The sequence below is a fragment of the Bradyrhizobium sp. LA6.8 genome, assembly GCF_040547935.1.
In the GTDB taxonomy this organism is placed as follows: Bacteria; Pseudomonadota; Alphaproteobacteria; order Rhizobiales; family Xanthobacteraceae; genus Bradyrhizobium; species Bradyrhizobium barranii.
In genome coordinates, this window is sequence record NZ_JBEPQQ010000002.1 from 724,439 (window position 1) to 742,032 (window position 17,594).

General features: G+C 64.9%; 17 protein-coding genes and 1 pseudogene. 5 read left to right on the plus strand and 13 right to left on the minus strand.

Annotation, left to right across the window (positions count from 1 at the left end; translation table 11 throughout):
• Positions 1–118: 118 nt before the first annotated feature.
• Complete coding sequence (locus ABIA90_RS10475; protein ID WP_063980834.1) at positions 119–1,018, minus strand: transcriptional regulator GcvA; 900 nt, start codon at positions 1,016–1,018, stop codon at positions 119–121.
• 110 nt (positions 1,019–1,128) lie between these two features.
• Between ABIA90_RS10475 and ABIA90_RS10480 the strand changes: the two genes are divergently transcribed.
• A complete protein-coding gene (locus ABIA90_RS10480; RefSeq protein WP_063980835.1) occupies positions 1,129–1,332 on the plus strand; it encodes a DUF1127 domain-containing protein in 204 nt (67 codons plus the stop codon).
• Positions 1,333–1,401: 69 nt separating this feature from the next.
• Positions 1,402–2,025: a GNAT family N-acetyltransferase gene (locus tag ABIA90_RS10485; RefSeq protein ID WP_354118756.1), complete on the plus strand. Its 624-nt coding sequence runs from the start codon at positions 1,402–1,404 to the stop codon at positions 2,023–2,025.
• A gap of 54 nt (positions 2,026–2,079) precedes the next feature.
• On the opposite strand, the gene ABIA90_RS10490 is transcribed toward ABIA90_RS10485, so the two are convergent.
• Positions 2,080–2,919 carry an oxidoreductase gene (locus tag ABIA90_RS10490; RefSeq protein WP_354118757.1) on the minus strand — a complete coding sequence of 280 codons (840 nt, stop codon included), beginning with the start codon at positions 2,917–2,919 and terminating at the stop codon, positions 2,080–2,082.
• Between the two features lie 119 nt (positions 2,920–3,038).
• Here ABIA90_RS10490 and ABIA90_RS10495 point away from each other — a divergent pair.
• Positions 3,039–3,928, plus strand: a pseudogene (locus ABIA90_RS10495) (LysR family transcriptional regulator).
• A 124-nt stretch (positions 3,929–4,052) separates the two neighbouring features.
• Here the strand turns inward: ABIA90_RS10495 and ABIA90_RS10500 are convergent.
• From ABIA90_RS10500 to ABIA90_RS10510, 3 genes are all read right to left on the minus strand, one after another.
• Positions 4,053–4,223: an RNA polymerase sigma factor region1.1 domain-containing protein gene (locus ABIA90_RS10500; RefSeq protein ID WP_354118758.1), complete on the minus strand. Its 171-nt coding sequence runs from the start codon at positions 4,221–4,223 to the stop codon at positions 4,053–4,055.
• A 64-nt stretch (positions 4,224–4,287) separates the two neighbouring features.
• On the minus strand, positions 4,288–5,118 hold the full coding sequence (locus tag ABIA90_RS10505; RefSeq protein ID WP_354118759.1) for an enoyl-CoA hydratase: 831 nt from the start codon (positions 5,116–5,118) through the stop codon (positions 4,288–4,290).
• A gap of 112 nt (positions 5,119–5,230) precedes the next feature.
• The gene (locus tag ABIA90_RS10510; RefSeq protein WP_354118760.1) at positions 5,231–5,932 is read right to left on the minus strand and encodes an SDR family NAD(P)-dependent oxidoreductase; all 702 of its coding nucleotides are present in this window, start codon (positions 5,930–5,932) and stop codon (positions 5,231–5,233) included.
• A 222-nt stretch (positions 5,933–6,154) separates the two neighbouring features.
• Between ABIA90_RS10510 and ABIA90_RS10515 the strand changes: the two genes are divergently transcribed.
• Positions 6,155–7,939, plus strand: coding sequence for an acyl-CoA dehydrogenase family protein (locus tag ABIA90_RS10515; protein WP_354118761.1), 1,785 nt, complete (start codon positions 6,155–6,157; stop codon positions 7,937–7,939).
• A gap of 45 nt (positions 7,940–7,984) precedes the next feature.
• Positions 7,985–9,073 carry a Zn-dependent alcohol dehydrogenase gene (locus tag ABIA90_RS10520; protein WP_166345537.1) on the plus strand — a complete coding sequence of 363 codons (1,089 nt, stop codon included), beginning with the start codon at positions 7,985–7,987 and terminating at the stop codon, positions 9,071–9,073.
• Between the two features lie 149 nt (positions 9,074–9,222).
• Here the strand turns inward: ABIA90_RS10520 and ABIA90_RS10525 are convergent, their stop codons facing one another.
• The 8 genes from ABIA90_RS10525 to ABIA90_RS10560 form a co-directional block, all read right to left on the minus strand.
• The gene (locus tag ABIA90_RS10525; RefSeq protein ID WP_354118762.1) at positions 9,223–9,576 is read right to left on the minus strand and encodes a nuclear transport factor 2 family protein; all 354 of its coding nucleotides are present in this window, start codon (positions 9,574–9,576) and stop codon (positions 9,223–9,225) included.
• A gap of 126 nt (positions 9,577–9,702) precedes the next feature.
• Positions 9,703–11,175: an amidase gene (locus tag ABIA90_RS10530; RefSeq protein ID WP_354118763.1), complete on the minus strand. Its 1,473-nt coding sequence runs from the start codon at positions 11,173–11,175 to the stop codon at positions 9,703–9,705.
• 220 nt (positions 11,176–11,395) lie between these two features.
• Positions 11,396–12,367, minus strand: coding sequence for an iron exporter MbfA (gene mbfA, locus ABIA90_RS10535; protein ID WP_259259316.1), 972 nt, complete (start codon positions 12,365–12,367; stop codon positions 11,396–11,398).
• Between the two features lie 66 nt (positions 12,368–12,433).
• Positions 12,434–13,576: an alpha/beta hydrolase gene (locus ABIA90_RS10540; RefSeq protein WP_354118764.1), complete on the minus strand. Its 1,143-nt coding sequence runs from the start codon at positions 13,574–13,576 to the stop codon at positions 12,434–12,436.
• 129 nt (positions 13,577–13,705) lie between these two features.
• Positions 13,706–14,575 (minus strand): MBL fold metallo-hydrolase, encoded by an 870-nt coding sequence (locus ABIA90_RS10545; protein ID WP_354118765.1) that lies wholly within the window; start codon positions 14,573–14,575, stop codon positions 13,706–13,708.
• 17 nt (positions 14,576–14,592) lie between these two features.
• The gene (locus ABIA90_RS10550; protein ID WP_354118766.1) at positions 14,593–15,783 is read right to left on the minus strand and encodes a serine hydrolase domain-containing protein; all 1,191 of its coding nucleotides are present in this window, start codon (positions 15,781–15,783) and stop codon (positions 14,593–14,595) included.
• A gap of 23 nt (positions 15,784–15,806) precedes the next feature.
• Positions 15,807–16,418: a glutathione S-transferase family protein gene (locus tag ABIA90_RS10555; protein ID WP_063980851.1), complete on the minus strand. Its 612-nt coding sequence runs from the start codon at positions 16,416–16,418 to the stop codon at positions 15,807–15,809.
• A 185-nt stretch (positions 16,419–16,603) separates the two neighbouring features.
• Positions 16,604–17,446, minus strand: a complete 843-nt coding sequence (locus ABIA90_RS10560) for a fumarylacetoacetate hydrolase family protein (protein WP_354118767.1) — start codon at positions 17,444–17,446, stop codon at positions 16,604–16,606.
• Positions 17,447–17,594: the final 148 nt, after the last annotated feature.

Consider the following 17,594-nt stretch of genomic DNA (forward strand, 5'->3'; position numbering starts at 1 on the left):
CCGGACCGGAACTCATTCCACGGCAAGGCAGCAGATTGTCCGCTGCGACAATCTGTCCTACCCCTCTCGCGCGGGGCGCGGCGAGTCAATCGATTTCACCGGGGAAGCTGATGATTTGTCACGCTTTATTCTGCGTTGCAGCGATCATCCACTCGCGGAACGCGGCCAGCTTCGGCGCCTCGCGCCGGCCCTCCGGCGCGACCAGGTAGAAGCCGGCATCGGCCGGCAGCGCGATCTTGAAGGGCACCACGAGCCGGCCCTTGGCGATGTCGTCCTGGACGTAGGAGGTCCGGCCCATTGCCACGCCGATGCCGTCGATTGCGGCCTGGATGGTCATGAAGATCATGTCGAAGGTGATGCCGGGCTGCCTGGCGATGTCGCCCGGAAGGCCGGCCGCCGTCAGCCATAGCCGCCAGTCATCGCTGTTGGCATTGGAGGTGTGCAGCAGCGGATAGCCCTTGAGATCCTCAGGCTGGCGCAGCGGCTTGTCGCCGCGCAGCAGCGACGGACTGCACACCGGAAACAGCTCGTCCGCCATCAGCCAGTCGGCGCGCAGGCCCGGCCATTGACCGCGGCCATAGCGAATCGCGGCATCGACATTGTCGCGCTGGAAATCGACGAGGCTGGTCGAGGTGGTGATGCGGACGTCGATGCCGGGGTGCTGCTCCTGGAAATCGGTCAGCCGCGGCAGCAGCCATTTCGCGGCGAGCGATGCCAGCGTCGAGACGGTCAGCACCTTGTCGTCGTCCTTGCGCAGCAGCCGGTCGGTCGCAAGGCGGAGGTCGTTGAAGGCGGCGCGGACGCCCGGCAAATAGTCGCGCGCTTCCGGCGTCAGCGCCAGCGCGCGGTTCTGCCGGACGAACAGGCGGATGCCGAGCTCCTCCTCGAGCCGCCGGATCTGATGGCTGATCGCGGTCTGGGTCACGTTCAGCTCGGACGCGGCCAGCGTGAAGCTGAGATGGCGCGCGGCGGCCTCAAAGGCCCGCAATCCGTTCAGGGAGGGCAATCTGGCAGTCATCTGGCAGCAGGATGCATGACGTTATTTCATGCGAAGGGGTACAAATTGTCGTTTGTCGCAGCGCGGTAGCAAGCAGATATTAGCGTTCAAGTTAGCTCAAGGAGCTGAAAATGTCTACTTTGACCCACAATTCGATGACAAATCATCATGCACCCGGCCTGATCCAGCAGATCGGCGAGACGCTTCACGTCTGGCACGAGCGCTACCGGACCCGCCGCGAACTGACCCACTGGACGGCCCGCGATCTCCACGACGTCGGCCTGTCCTGGACCGACATCGCCTACGAGGCTGACAAACCCTTCTGGCGGGCCTGATTGGCCGCCAGGCCGGCGCCGCCTGATCACAGGGGCGCCGGCGGTCCCTCTTTCCGCAGGGCTCGTGTCATGAGCACTCTTCGCCTGGAAGATCTGAAGCAATATTCGGACGTGCTGCGCACCCGGCAGGGTGAGGCGATCAACGTTCGCTTCGTCGAGCCGCGCGACACCGAGGAGCTTCAGCACTATTTCCGCTCGCTCTCGACCCGCTCCCGCTACAACCGCTTCTTCGGAGCGATCAGCGAATTGCCGAAGGGCCTGCTGAGCGAATTCCTCGATGTCGGAGCGCGCGAGCGCTTTACCGTTGTGGCGACCAAGATGGTCGACGGCTTCGAGACCATCGTCGCCGAGGCGCGCTACGCCTTCCATGCCGAAACCTCGACACTCGAGTTCGGCCTGTCGGTCGACGACCGCTGGCAGGGCCACGGCATCGCCACCGCGCTGATGAAGAATCTCGAATGCCGCGCGGCAGCCCTTGGTGCCGAGCACATGTTCGGCGACACGCTGCGCTCCAACGAGACCATGATCTCGCTCGCCCGCAAATCCGGCTTCGCTTTCGTCAATCATCCCGACGACTGGAAGCTGGTGCGCTTCGACAAGGAGATCGCCGTCGCACCGAAAGACATTCCTTGCGCGAGCTGGCGGCTCGCCGCTCTTTCCCGTCAGGCCGACAGCCCCTCAGCCTCGGCCTGACACCACTCCGAGCCCGGCCTGGTCATCCAGAGCCGGGCCTTTTTTTGCCTTCGCTCAAGCGCCGTGATTGGTGAAGTCGGTCGAGGTCGCGACTGATCGCCATCCCGCCAGCTCCCGCGCAACGAATGCGTTCTTCGCCTCGATCCGCTCGACCGTGTCGCTGCCGAGCGGCAGGCGCAGCGGCGGGTTCTTGGCATCGACCAGCGTCAGGAAGGCCTGCGCCAGCTTGTGCGGATCGCCGCGCTGGCCGTGGTTGAATTCGGCGGCGTGAGCGCGGGTCTTGCCGACACTCTCGTGATAGTCGTCGATCACCTGCGCGGTGCGCGACAGCGAGGTGTCGTCGAGGAAATCGGTGCGGAAGAAGCCCGGCTCGACCACGGTGACCTTAATGCCGAGCGGCGCCACTTCGCCGGCCAGCGCTTCGCTGATTCCCTCGACCGCGAACTTGGTCGCGCCATAGACGCCCCAGCCGGGATAACCGGTGTAACCGCCGACCGACGAGATGTTGATGACGTGGCCGGAACGCTGGCGACGCATATGCGGCAGCACCGCGCGGGTGACACCGAGCAGGCCGAACACATTCGTGCCGAACAGCTTTTGCGTCTCCGCGTCGCTGGCCTCCTCGATCGCGCCGAGCAGGCCGTAGCCGGCATTGTTGACCAGGATGTCGATGCGGCCGAACTTTTTAACGGCCTGACCTGCGGCCTCATGCGCCTCGGCCTCGCTGGTGACGTCGAGCCGGGTGGCCAGCAGGCGCTCGTGCGTGCCGAGGCGCGTGGTGACCGTGGACGGATCGCGCGCGGTCGCGACCACGGCATCGCCCGACTTCAAGGCGGCCTCGGCGATCAACGCGCCAAATCCGCGGGATGCTCCTGTGATGAACCAGACACGCATGATGTTGCCCTTTCCATTTTGGCCCGGCGGTGTGCGGAGCCGATGGGCAAGGTGTAGCGGCTCGCCATAGCTGAGATAATCCGCTATATGCTTTGCAAGCTGCTGAGAATAATTCATCAATGCGGATCGACCCGTCCGACCTCGCGACCTTCCTGGCCATTGCCCGCCACCGCAGTTTCGCGCGGCGGCGACCGAGCTTGGCGTCACGCCATCGGCGCTGTCCCACGCTTTGCGCAATGTCGAAGAGCGGCTCGGCCTGCGCCTCGTCAACCGCACCACCCGCAGCGTCGCGCTCACCGAGGCTGGCGAGCGGCTGTTTGCCCGCATCACGCCGGCCTTTCGCGACATCGACGACGCGCTCGAGGACCTCAACAATTTCCGCGGCAAGCCCGCCGGGACGCTGCGCCTCACCGCCGCGCGCCAGTCCGCGCAGCTGGTGCTGCTTCCGATCGTGACGCGCTTTCTGAAAGCGTTCCCCGACGTCAGCGTCGAGATCGTCATCAACGACGCCCTGATCGACATGGTTGCGGCCGGCTTCGATGCCGGCGTCCGCTTCGGCGAAACCATCGCCGCTGACATGATCGCGGTGCCGATCGGCCCGCGGCACCGCTTTGCCGTGGTCGGCACGCCCGCGTTCTTCAAATCGCACAAGCCGCCCACCACGCCGCGCGACCTGAAAGGCCTGCCCTGCATCCGCTATCGCTTCACCTCAGGCGCGCTCTATCATTGGGAATTCGAGCGCGGCGGCATCGAGCTCGCGATCGACGTCACCGGACCGCTGACGATGAACGACCAGGACCTGATGGTCGATGCAGCACTCGACGGCATCGGGCTCGCCTACGTGTTTGAGGCGCAGGTCGAAGCGCTGCTGGCCAAGCGCAAGCTGGTGCGCGTGCTCGCCGACTGGTGCCCGGCCTATCCCGGCTTCTTCCTGTACTACCCAAGCCGCCGCCAATTGCCGGCAGCGCTGCGCGCGTTCGTGGATTTTGCGAGGGCGCCCGCCAAGTAGTGAGCTGCGTAGCCCGGATGGAGCGGAGCGCAATCCGGGATTCGTGCCACGTGCGCCAGCGGCCCCGGATTACGCTCCGCTCCATCCGGGCTACGGACCTACTACGGGGACGGAGGAGCGAACCTTACTCCTCGGCAATCCAGATACCCCGCTCGCTCAAAGCAGCCAGTATGGCCTCGATGTCTTCCGGTTCCGCCTCGGTGGACGGTATCAACTCGTTCAGTTGTTCGAATGTGACATCGCCCGTCTTCTCCGCAAGGAGCACGGCTTTCCGCACCACTTCAGACCAATCCATTCAGCCCCCCTGAAAATGGGGTACCTACTCTATGGAATGATCTGATGGTCTTGGCTGCGTAGCCCTACTTCCCCGTGAACACCGCTTTCCGCTTCTCGATGAAGGCCTGCACGGCTTCCTTGTGATCAGCGGTCGTGGTCAGGCGGATCAGCCGTCCAGCTTCGTGGTCGCGGGCGGTCTCGAAATCGAACAGCAGGGCCTCGTCGAGATTGTCCTTCATGTAGCGCAGCGCGAGGCGCGGGCCTTCGGCGAGCGACTTGGCCAGCGCAAAGGCCTCGTCTTGCAGCCTGTCGTCGGGCACGACGCGGTTGACGAGGCCGATTGTCTCGGCGCGCGCGGCGTCGACGCGATCGCCGGTGAACAGCAGCTCGCGGGCCCGCGCGGTGCCGACCAGCCGGGTGAGCAGCCAGGCGATGCCGTAGTCGCCGGAGAGCGCGATGCGGGCGTAGCCGGTGGCGACGAAGGCCGATTGCGCGGCGATGCGGATGTCGCAGGCCATGGCGATGGCGAGTCCGGCGCCGACCGCGGGGCCGGGCAGGGCGGCGATGGTTGGCTTGCGTACCGACACCAGCGCGCCGGTGAGCAGCCGCTGCCGCTCCTGGAGGTCGGCGACCTTGTCGTCAAACGACATCTCGAGCTTCTTGGGATCGCGATGCGCGCCCATGCCCTTGACGTTGCCGCCGGCACAGAAGGCCGCGCCCGCGCCGGTGATCAGAAGCGCGCCGACTTCGGGGCTCTCGCCGCAGGTGCGGATCATCGTCCGCAGCGCCGGCGTCAAGGTGTCCGACAGCGCGTTGCGCGCCTCCGGCCGGTTCAGCGTGATCACCGCGACGCGGTCGCGGATGACGCAGAGGAGTTCATTGGTGCCGGTATCGATGGTAGTTTCCGTGGTCATGTCGCTCCCTACCCTTGTAGGGTGGGCAAAGCGCAGCGTGCCCACCATTTGTTGTTTCGTCGTGATGGTGGGCACGGCGCTGCGCGCCTTTGCCCACCCTACGGCAGCGCGTCTAAAACTTCTCCACCCACGGCCGCAGCTCCAGCTCCCAGCTCCAGGCGCTGCGCGGCTGTTGCAACACGTTCCAATAGCTCTGCGCGATCGCGTCGGGATCGAGCATCGAATCCGGCTTGTCGGCCGGCTCCGCGCGCGCCGCGCTGCGGATGCCGCCGTCGATGACGAAATGCGCGATGTGGATGCCCTGCGGCGAGAGCTCGCGCGCCAGGCTCTGCGCCAGCCCGCGCAGCGCGAACTTGCCCATCGCGAACGAGGCCGACTGCGCATAGCCCTTGACGCTGGCGGACGCGCCGGTGAATAGGATCGCGCCGTGCTTGTTCGGCAGCATGCGCTTGGCCGCCTGCTGCGCCACCAGGAAGCCGCCATAGGCGCTGATCGCGATCGCCTGCGCGACATCGGCCGGAACGAGATCGACGAACGGCCCGCGCGTGCGGCCGCTGGCGTTGTAGACGACGAGGTCGGGCGTGCCGAGCTCGCGTTCGACCAGGCCGAACAGCCGCTCGACCTCCTCAGGTTCGGTGGCGTTGCAGGCATAGGCCTTGGCGCCGGTCTCGCTACAGAGCGCGCCTAATTTCTCGATCTTGCGCGCGGCCAGCGCGACGCGGATGCCTTGCGCAGACAGCAGCCGAGCAAGCGAGGCGCTCAGGCCTTCGCCCGCGCCAACGATGAGGGCGATCTTGTATTTCGGATGTTCCATGGCGTGATCTCTCGGAGACGGGAAGCCGCTGATCTATGCATCCGCCGCGCGGACAACCAGCCGGGTCGATCATAATTCCGCAGAGCGAATTGCTCCTTCACGGCGATCATGCCTCCCTGACAATTTGCGGCTTTATCCGCCTTTGCGACTGGAGCATGATCGACATCATCCCAAGCGGCAAGCGATAAGAATTGCCGTCGGGCGGGAACGAAGAGGACGATCATGCACAAGCCGGTCACAGGTGAGCCAAAAAGTGTCGCGGCCGCACCATCCGGTCTGCTGGCGCCCGATACGTCAGGCATGAATTTCTATCGCGCCGATCCGGCGCTGACTGATCTGTTGCGTATCCATCTGCCGGACCCGCTGTTCCGCCACATCGAGCCGCATCTCGATCGCCTCGGCGAACTCGCCGGTGGCCATCTCGACGATTGCGCGCGGCTCGCCGACCGGCACACGCCGGTGCTGCACCAGCGCGACAAGTTCGGCCGCGACGTGCAGTGGATCGAATATCACCCGGCCTATCGCGAATTGGAGAACGCCGCGTTCGGCGAGTTCGGCATCCACGCGCTTTCGATCCGCAAGGGCATCATGGGATGGCCGGACAAATATCCCGTCGTGGCCAAGCACGCCTTCACCTTCCTGTTCAACCAGACCGAATTCGGCATGGGCTGCCCGATCAACGTCACCGACGGCTGCGCAAAGCTCCTGGCGAATTTCGGCAGCGAGGCGCTGAAGGCGAAATATCTGGACGGCCTGACCCAGACCGACATGAGCAAGCTGACCCAGGGCGGCCAGTTCATGACCGAGAAGGAGGGCGGCTCCGATGTCGGTACGCTGACCACGTGCGCCGTGCGGGAGGGCGACCATTGGCGCCTCCATGGCGAAAAATGGTTCTGCTCGAACGCCGATGCCAAGGTCGTGATGCTGCTGGCGCGCCCCGAAGGCGCCGGCCCCGGCACGCGCGGCGTCGGCCTGTTCCTGATGCCGCGCTTCCTCGACGACGGTTCGCAGAACCACTACCGGATCGTGCGCCTGAAGGACAAGCTCGGCACGCGCTCGATGGCCTCGGGCGAGATCAAGCTTGAAGGCGCGATCGCCTATGCGGTCGGCAAGCTCGACCGCGGCTTCGTGCAGATGGCCGAGATGGTCAATTCGTCGCGGCTCTCCAACGGCGTCAAATCCACCGCGCTGATGCGCCGCGCCTATCATGATGCGATGATGGTCGCCAGGAACCGCGTGGTGTTCGGCAAGCGCATCATCGACCTGCCGCTGGGACGGCGGCAGATGTTGAAGATCATGCTGCCGGTCGAGCAGGCGCTGTCGATGAGTTTTCTGACCGCCGACGCGCTCGACCGCGCCGAGGCCGGAAGCCAGGATGCAGCCGCGCTCCTGCGCATCCTGACGCCGACGCTGAAATTCCGTGCGACGCGCGATGCGCGAAAGGTCTGCGGCGATGCGCTCGAGATGCGCGGCGGCATCGGCTATATCGAGGAATTTGCCACGCCCCGCCTGCTGCGTGACGCGCATCTCGGCTCGGTCTGGGAGGGCACCGGCAACATCGTCGCGATCGATGCGCTCCGGCGCGCGGTCGGCCGCCACGGCGCCGAATCCGCGCTATCAGCCGATCTGCATGCGCGGCTCGATGATAGCGTGTCGGTCCCGCAGGCCTGGCGCGACAATTTGCGCGGTCTCGTCGATCGCGCCGTCGGCTTCGCGCGCGAGGTCGCGGGCAATTCCGAGAACGAGGCCGATGCGCGCCGCGCGACCAGCCTGCTCTATCACGTCGCAAGCGCGGTCGCGCTCGCCTGGGAAGCGCATCGCATCAACGAGATGCGCGGCGATGCGCGCCGGCTGCTGCTGTCGCGGCTGGTGATCGACCATCGCGTGGCGCCGAGCGATCCGTTCCGGCTGACGGAAAATGCCGCGCAAGCGAAGATCGCGGAGCTACTGCTCGGCGATCGCGACGCCGGCATGAGCGAGGTTGGCGAACTGGTTCTGGCAGCGTAGGCTGCACTCCACGCTCAAACCAAAAGAAGCGATAGGGAGTGCTCGATGAAGGCCGCCGTCCTCTATGAAGTCAATCAGCCGCTGGTCATCGAGGATGTCAGCCTGCCGAAGCCGGGCCCGCGCGAGGTTTTGATCCGCACGGCGGTTGCGGGCCTCTGCCACTCCGACCTGCACTTCATGGAAGGCCTGTATCCACATCCGTTGCCCGCGGTGCTCGGGCACGAGTCCGCCGGCATCGTCGAGCAGGTCGGCTCCGATGTCACCTATGTGAAGCCGGGCGATCACGTCGTCACCTGCCTGTCGGTGTTTTGCGGCACCTGCGACAATTGCACCACCGGCCGCACCGTGCTTTGCACCGACACCACAGTGAAGCTGCTGCCGGGCGCCTCGAACCGGATGCAATGGTCGAAGCCTGAAAAACTGCACCAGTTCCTCAACCTCTCGTCCTTTGCCGAGCAGATGCTGGTGCACGAGAATGCGATCGTCAAAATCCGCAAGGAGATGCCGCTCGATCTCGCCGCGCTGATCGGCTGCGGCGTCATCACCGGCTACGGCGCGGTCGTGAACACGGCGAAGGTGACGGCGGGCGAGACCGTGGCCGTGATCGGCTGTGGCGGTGTCGGCATGGCCGCGATCAACGGCGCGCAGATCGCAGGCGCCGGACGCATCATCGCCATCGACACCAATCCGGCAAAGCTCCAGCTCGCGACCAAGCTGGGCGCGACCGACATCATCAATCCCGCCGACGGCGACGTCGTGAAGCAGGTGCGCGACCTCACCAATGGCGGCGTGCATCATTCCTTCGAGGTGCTCGGCCGCAAGGAAACCGCCGAACAGGCCTTCGGCATGCTCGCGTCCGGCGGCACGGCCACCATCGTCGGCATGATCCCGTTCGGCCAGAAGATCGAGCTGCACGGCTTCGACTTCCTGCGCGAGCGCAGGATCCAGGGCTCATCGATGGGCTCGAACCATTTTCGCGTGGACATGCCGAGGCTGGTCGATTTCTACCTGCGCGGCCGGCTGCACCTCGAGGACTGGATCTCGGCCAAGCTGAAACTGTCGGAGATCAACGAGGGTTTTGCCAACATGAAGGCCGGCAAGACGCTGCGTAGCGTGATTGTGTTTGACAGCTAGCAACCGCAATGACGGTGTCATCGCCCGCGAAAGCGGGCGATCCAGTACTCCGCGGCGGAAGCTGTGTGAACCGACTATTGCCGCGGCGTACTGGATGCCCCGGTCAGGCCGGGGCATGACAGCGGAGTGTGAGGATGGCTGACCTCAACTCACCGCGACACGTGGGCTGATACCGCGAGCCACTTCCCGTTCTTCTTCGTCCAGCAATCGGTGTACCGCCCCGTCGCCTGCTGGCCATCGGCGGTGGTGTAGCTGGTTGCGGCGTGGATGATGGCAAAATCGCCCATGATGCGGATGATCACATCATGCGCATGCAGATTGCGGATCGCGATCGGCCGTGCCGTCTGCTCCAGGAAGGCGGTGCGGTCGACCAATGTCTTGTCGGGATTGGAGCAATAGAACTCCGGCGCCAGGATTTCGTCGAAGCGTTTGACGTCGCAGTTTTGCACGGAGGCGACATAGTCGTGGTTGAGCGCGGTGAGCTGGTCGAGGTCTTGGCTCATGACGTTTCTCTCCCTCTATGTTATTTTACTCCGTCATTGCGAGCGTAGCGAAGCAATCCAGAAATGTCTCCGCGGATGCAGTCTGGATTGCTTCGTCGCAAGGGCTCCTCGCAATGACGGGAGGCACTAGTCATTGAACAAAGGGGGCGGCACGAACCCGCCGAATTCGCGCTCGATCAGCTCGGCGAGCTTGAGCGGCGTGCGGTCTTCCAGCCACGGGCCGACGATCTGCACGCCGATGGGCAGTCCGTCAGGCGCAAAGCCCGTCGGGATCGCGGTCGAGGGCAGACCAGGGAGCGTTGCGATGCCGGGCCAGGCGAGCTGGTCAGGATAGACGTGCTCCTTGCCGTCGATCTTGATGCGGCGGGTTTCCTGGTCCGGCGAATGGTCGTGCGGATAGGCTGCTGTGGGCATGACGGGGCAGATCACCGCGTCGTACGTTTTGAACAGCTCCCGCCATTGCGCCCTTAGCCGCGTGCGTCCGGCATTTGCCGCCACCCAGTCGCGGTGGCTCAGCGCGATGCCGCGTAGCCGCTCGGCAGCGAGGCTGTTGTCGCCTTCGGGCAACGACGCTGCGGCCGCTTTCGCGCCGGCATAGACATCCAGCGCGAAGGTCGAGCCGAGGAACGACATCAGCATGCGCATATAGAGCCGCGAGGAGGCCGCGAAATCCGGCAGCAGCGGGCTGCTGCGCTCGATCTTGACGCCAGCCTTGGCGAGATTGTCGGCCAGCCGGTTGATGGTGCCGCGCACCGCCGTGTCGGTCGGCATCACCGGATCGGTGTCGATCACCAGCACGCGGAAATCCCTGAATGCCGTGTGCCGCGCCGCCGGCAGCTCGAGCCGGTAGGCCAGGCCAGCGTCGATCGGATCGGGCCCGGCCATCACGTCGAGCACCAGCGAAAGGTCGGCGGCGCTGCGCGCCATCGGGCCGATCACCGAGAGATCGCGCTCGAACGGCAAAGGCTGCAACGGCGGCGGCGTATGGCCGCGCATCGCGACGAGGTTAAAGGTCGGCTTGTGCGCATAGATGCCGCAATGGAACGCCGGCACGCGCAGCGAGCCGCCGATGTCGGAGCCGATCGACAGCGGGCCATAACCCGCGGCGAGCGCGGCCGAGGAGCCGCCGGACGAGCCGCCCGGCGTGCGGCCGACATCGTAGGGATTGTTGGTAGCGCCGTAGATGTCGTTGTAGCTCTGCCAGTCGCCGAGCCCGAGCGGCACGTTGGTCTTGCCGACGATGACGGTGCCGGCGTCCTTCACCCGCGTGACTGGCAGTGCGTCTTCCTTTGCGACAAAATCCTTCTGCGCGGGAATGCCCCAGGTCGTGGGCAGGCCGGCGACGTTGTAGGATTCCTTCACGGTGATTGGGAGGCCGAGCAGCGGCTTCCGCTCGCCGCGCGCCCGCGCCGCGTCCGCGTCCCGCGCGGCGCTAAGCGCGCGGTCGAAATCCCGGACGCAGATCGCGTTGACCTTGCCGTCGTGACGTTCGATGCGATCGATCGCATCCTGCGTGAGCTCGACCGCGGAGACCTTCTTTGCGGTCAACGCGGCCGACAGCTCGACCGCGCTCTTGTAACTCCATTCCGATTTCGCCACGACATGCTCCTGCGCTTCCCTGATGGGATGATGCGCAGTTTGACCGAATGCCGCAACCGCCGTTTGATCGCGATTGATATGCGGCTGGCTGTCATCGCCCGGCTTGACCGGGCGATCCAGTATTCCAGAGGCCCGCGTTGGAGAATTTGCTCTCGCCATATCCGCCGCGGCGTACTGGATGCCCCGGTCAAGCCGGGGCATGACAGAGAGTGTGAGGTCGCTACGCCGCCCCGATCAAGATCCCGACCGCCAGCACGATCGCGCCGCCGAGCACGATCTGGAACACGGCCTGGAGGAATGGGGTGTCCATGTAGCGCGCGCGGATGAAGGCGATTGCCCACAATTCGAAGAACACGACGACGCCGGCGATTCCCGTCGCGATCCAGAATGCGTTCGGCCAGCTGTCTGGGACGAGATAAGGCAGGGTGTGGCCGAGCCCGCCGAGCGTCGTCATCGCGCCGCAGGTGATGCCGCGCAGCCAGGGCGAGCCGCGCCCCGTGAGCGATCCGTCGTCGGACAGCGCCTCCGCAAAGCCCATGCTGATGCCGGCGCCGATCGAGGCGGCGAGCCCGACCAGAAAGGTCTGCCAATTTTGGTGCGTGGCGAAAGCTGCCGCGAACAGCGGCGCCAGCGTCGAGACCGATCCGTCCATCAGGCCGGCGAGGCCCGGCTGCACATATTGCAGCACGAACATTCGCCGCCGCGTGCGGTCTTCCTCGGCACGTACGTCCGGCTTCAGGATCTCGTCGGTCAGCGCGACGGCGCGGTTCTCGTGATGCTTTTCCTCCTCGGCGAGATCGCCGAGCAGGCGGCGCACGCCGACATCCTCGGCCTGCTCGGCGGCCCGCGCGTAGAAGCGCTCGGCCTCGAGCTCCATGGTCTCGACCTCTTTCCGGATGGTGTCGAGCGGCAGGTTTTTCGTCAGCCAGATCGGCCGCCGGCGCAGAAAGCCTTTGACGTTCTCGCGGCGGATCGGCGGCAGGTGCTGGCCGAAGCGTTCCTCATAAAGTTTCAGCAGCCGATGCCGGTGGCCGCGTTCCTCCTCGGCCATCTCCTCGAAAATCTTCGACGTGTCCGGGTAACGCTCGCGCAAGTCCTCGGCGAAGGTCATGTAAATGCGGCTATCCTCCTCCTCGGAGGAGATCGCGACCGCAAGCACCTCGCGCTCGGTCAGTTCGGCAAAACTCTTCACGGCGGCCCTGTTTGATAGTTTAGAATTATTCTAAACTATATAAGGCGCCAGGGTTCCCGGGTCAAATCAGGCCGCTTTTGCGAGGAACTCGAGCAGCAGGCGGCTCACCTCGGCCGGCTGCTCCTGCTGCACCCAATGGCCGGCGCCGTCGACGAGGTGACAGCCGAGCATCTTCGTGCATCCGCGCCCCTGCATCGCCTCGAACACGCCGGGGCGCTGATAGGTGCCCCAATCCTGCTTGCCCGAGATGAAGCACGAGGGCACGTCGATGCTGCGGCCCGCAAACAGCTGCATCTCGCTGTTGAGCATGCCCGAGGTGCCGTAGCGGTACCATTGCAAGCCCCCCTGGAATCCAGTGCGGCCGTATTCGGCGCTGTAATAGGCGAGGTCGCTGTCCGGCAGCCATTGGTTGGCGGCGATCGCGGCCGGCGAGGGCATCTCCTTCGCAACCGTCTCCGCCATGGTCTCGCCGGCGTCCATCACGTAGTAGGTCGGCAGTTTTGCGAGTTCGCCCGCGGACCACGACTTCAGCGGATATGGCTTGTTGTCGGTCCAGTCCGCACTCTTCTGGTGATAGTAAGCGCGCAGGAAATCGTGCACGCCCTGCGGCGCGTGCTGCATGTCGGCGTTGGCCGGGCGCGTCGCGTAATACCATTGATAGTGTTTGCGCGGGCGTGGCAGCGCGGCGAGCTCGCGATGCACGGGGTCTTCGACTGCAGGCTTTGCCGGCACATCGACCGTACCAAACGGCATCGGTGGCGCTCCGCCGAAGGGCGCGCTCATCAGCGTCACCGAGCGAAACACGTCGGGCCGGATCATGGCGCACCAGGCCGCGACCGGGCTGCCGAAATCATGCCCGGCGAGATCGACCTGCCGGTAGCCGAACGCCGACACCAGGGCGAGCGCGTCGCGCACGAGGTTGAGCAGCGAGAACGGCGTGAGATCGCCGTCGTAATCCGCGGTCCATCCCGTGGTGCGGCCATAGCCGCGCTGGTCCGGCGCGATCACGTGATAACCGGCCGCGGCCAGCGCCGGCATCACCTTGCGCCAGGAGAAGGCGAGCTCGGGAAAGCCGTGCAGCAAGAGGATGCTGGGCCGCCCCTTGGTCTCGAAGCCGGCTTCGAGCACGTGCATGCGCAAGCCGTTGATGCCGTCGACATAGCGCGAGCGGATGCCGGCGGGGAGAGGGACGTCGGGGAGTGTTGTCATTGCTTTCTCCACACGGGTGGGATCGTAGGGTGGGCAAAGCGGAGCGTGCCCACCATGCCAAACGCGCTAAGAATGGTGGGCACGGCGCGCGAAGCGCGCGCCTTTGCCCACCTTACGGCATCTCGCTCGCTACACCGCCGCACACACGAACGCGCTGCCCTTGCGCCTGATCTTCCCCACCGACGGTGAGGGAAAATGCGCGGTGCAGCACAGCGTGTCGGTGTCGCAATAGCGCTCCAGAAAGCTGCGGCGCGTTTTCGCCGCCGCGGCCGGGTCGACGTCGAACTTGATCGACAGCTCCGGATAAAGCGTCTGCAGCGGCGAATGCATGAGGTCGCCGGAGAACACGGCGTCGTCCTTGCCGCGGCCCATCGTGATGGCGATATGGCCGGGCGTATGTCCCGGCGTCGGCAGGATGCGGACGTGATCGCCGATCTGATGATCGTTGCCGACCAGCTCGTGGCGCCTGGCCTCGACCACCGGCAGCACGCTGTCGGCGAAGGGCGGGATCTCCGCCTTCGCGTTCTGCTCGGACCAGTGATCGAATTCCTGCTTGGCGAAGACGTAGCGCGCCTTGGGGAAGGTCGGCACCCAGCGGCCGTTATCAAGTCGCGTATTCCAGCCGACGTGGTCGACATGCAGATGCGTGCACATCACGAAATCGATGTCGTCGACCGCGAACCCGGCGGCGTTGAGTCCGCGCAAGTACGTATCGTCGGTCTTCATGTTCCATTTCGGCCGCTGCGGGCGCGGCTTGTCGTTGCCGATGCAGCTGTCGATCAAAATGGTGTGGTGCGGTGTCTTCACCACATAGGACTGGAAGCACAGGAGCAGTACGTCCTGCTCGTCCAGCGCCTTGGCCTGCCGCATCCATGCCCGGTTCTCGGCTAGGACCTCAGGCGTCAGTCCCGGCAGCATCTCCAGCGCCGGCACGAACGAGGTTTCCTGCTCGATGACGCGATGGATGGTGAGATCGCCGACGGTGAATTTCAGGCTCATGCTCGCTTCCCTTGCACTCACCGTGCGTCGCGCACGGATGGAATGACGATGTTGGAGAGGATGTCGATCGCGGCCAGCCCTTCCTTCGGCTGGCCGTATTGGGCAGCGGTGGTCATCATGACGAGATCAAGCTCGGGCACGATGAAGATGCGCTGGCCGCCCCAGCCGAAGGCAGCAACCCATTTGATTTCCTTGTCGCCGGCGAGCGAGCGGCCCATCCACCATTGATAGCCGTAGAACATCGTGCTGCCGAAATAGCCGATCGCCTGGAAGCGCGGCGTGATCGATTGTGCGATCCAGTCGGCCGAGACGATCTGCCGGCCGTTCCATTGGCCGCGATTGAGCACGAGCTGGCCGATCTTCGCCGCATCGCGCGGCCGCAAGCGAAGGCCCGCGGCCGCTGCGATCTTGCCGTTCTTATAGGCCTTCCACTCGACATCGTTGATCCCGAGCGGCTGGAACAGCACCTCGCGAGCAAATGCCTCCAGCGGCTTGCCCGAGACGCGTTCGAGGATGCTGCCGAGCAGTTCAGTCCCGCCGCCATTATAGGTCCAGAGCGCATCCGGCGGCGCAGCGACTGGCTTTGAGAGCACATAGCCGATCGGATCGGCTTCGAAGGTGAGATGCGGCTCGTCATTCTTCGGATCGGCCCAGGCCCGCGCCTCGTCCCATTTCATCCCCGAGGACATCGTCAGCAGATGGCGCAGCGTGATGGCCTCCCAGCCCGCCTGCTTCGCCGCCTGATGGTCGGGGAAGAATTTGAGCGCGGGCTCGTCGACGCCTTCGATCAGCTTGCGATCGATCGCGATGCCGACGAGCAGCGAAGCGACGCTCTTCGATGCCGAACGCATGTCATGCTTCGTCGTCGCGGTGAATTCGTGCTGGCCGTCCGGCTGTCCCCAGGGTTGGTCGTAGCCGGGAAAATACTGCTCGAAGACGAGCTTGCCGTGGCGCGCGACGACAACCGAATGGACCGAGGTCCCGCGTTGCTGGAGTCGTGCTGCGATGCCGCAGAGTCGCGCGCCGTCCATGCCGACGCTGTCGGGCGACGCAGTCGTCCAGCCGTCATCGATTGACGATGGCGATTCGCAGGCGAGGTTTTGTTGTCCAGGCGCCATGCCGTCGGCCTGCACAGGAGTGGCTGAGACGGTCAACGCGAGCACGAGGCTCGCGCCGAGAATGCTGAGGCGGGGGAAGCGATCGCGCATCGTCCTTCTCCCCGCAGCCTAGTTTACGCCGCTGGAGGCACCGAGATCTTGACCGAGGGGCGCTCCAGCATCTTCTGGTGGAAGGCGTCGAGCTTCGGATAGGCCTTGCGCCAGCCGCAATCGGCGAAGCGGAAGTCGGCATAGCCGAGCACGCAGACGAGGCCGATCTGCGAGATGTCGAACGGGCCGTTCAAAACTTCGGGCATGTTCTCGAAGCGCGCCATGCCGGTCCAGGCCCGGTTCCAGTGGTCGTCCGACCATGCCTGCCATTGCAGGCCCTGCGGCCGCACCATCTTCTCGTAGCGGCACAGCAGCATGGAATCGAGCATGCCGTTGATCAGGGAGTGATCGGTCTTGGCCTTCCAGCGCCGCGGGCCGTAATCGGGGATCAGGCTGCCGCCGGCCATCTCGTTGAGATATTCGACGATCACATAGGAATCCAGAATGACGTCGCCGTCATTGGTGATCAGCACCGGCAGCTTCTTCAGCGGCGTGATGCGCGAATAATCCTCATTGACCGTGCCCGGCGCGACGGTCGCGGGCGTCAGCTCGATCTTGTCGATCAGCCCGAGCTCGATCGCGGCGATGCGCACCTTGCGGGCGAAGGGCGAGGCGGCAGAGAAGGAGAGTTTCATGGGGAAATAACCTCTATCCAGACAGACGGTCCTCATCCTGAGGAGCGCGCAGCCTGGCGCGCGTCTCGAAGGATGGACAACGGGAGGTGTTCTTGGGTCACCCGGCGCGAACGTCGGGTGACTGTATTCTTGGCGCATCCTTCGAGGCGCGCGCGTTGCGCGCTCCTCAGGATGAGGGCGGAAGCTTACGCCGCCACGATCTCCTGGCGCTGCTCGCCGAGGCCTTCGATGCCGAGCGTGACGACGTCGCCGACATTGAGGAAGGTCGGCGGCTTCATGCCGAGACCGACGCCGGGCGGGGTGCCGGTGGTGATGATGTCGCCCGGCAGCAAGGTCATGAACTGCGAGACGTAGGAGACGCATTTGGCCATGGAGAAGATCATGGTCTGGGTCGAGCCGGTCTGGCGACGCTGGCCGTTGACGTCGAGCCACATCGACAGGTTCTGCACGTCCTTGATCTCGTCCTTGGTGGCGAGCCACGGGCCGACCGGGCCGAAGGTGTCGTGTGACTTGCCCTTGGTCCACTGACCCAGGCGCTCGGTCTGGAAGGCGCGCTCGGAGACGTCGTTGCAGACGCAATAGCCGGCGACGTAGTTCAGCGCATCGGCTTCAGAGACATACTTTGCGCGGGTGCCGATGATGGCGGCGATCTCGACTTCCCAGTCGAGCTTGGTCGAGCCGCGCGGCTTTTCGACCGCGTCGTTCGGGCCGGACAGCGAGGTGTTGGCCTTCATGAAGATGATCGGCTCGGTCGGGATCGCGGCGCCGGTTTCCTTGGCGTGGTCGCTGTAGTTGAGGCCGATGGCGACGAATTTCGAGATGCCGGTGACAGGCGCGCCGAAGCGCGGCTTGCCGGAGACGGCGGGCAGGGAGGCCGGGTCAAGGCCCGCCAGCTTCTTCAGGGATTCCGGCGAATAGGCCTCCCCGGTCAGGTCCTTCATATGCGCCGACAGGTCGCGCAATTGGCCGGATTTGTCGATCAGGCCGGGCTTTTCCGCACCCTTTTCGCCATAACGAACAAGCTTCATTCTCGTTTCTCCCTGGAGATGGACCGATCGGTTAAATAGCTTCATGGAACAGGGCGGCGGGAAATTCAACCGCTCAAAGTGGGGCGCATTGCAGCCCTTCCTTTGTAGGGTGGGCAAAGGCGCGGAGCGCCGTGCCCACCAATTCTTT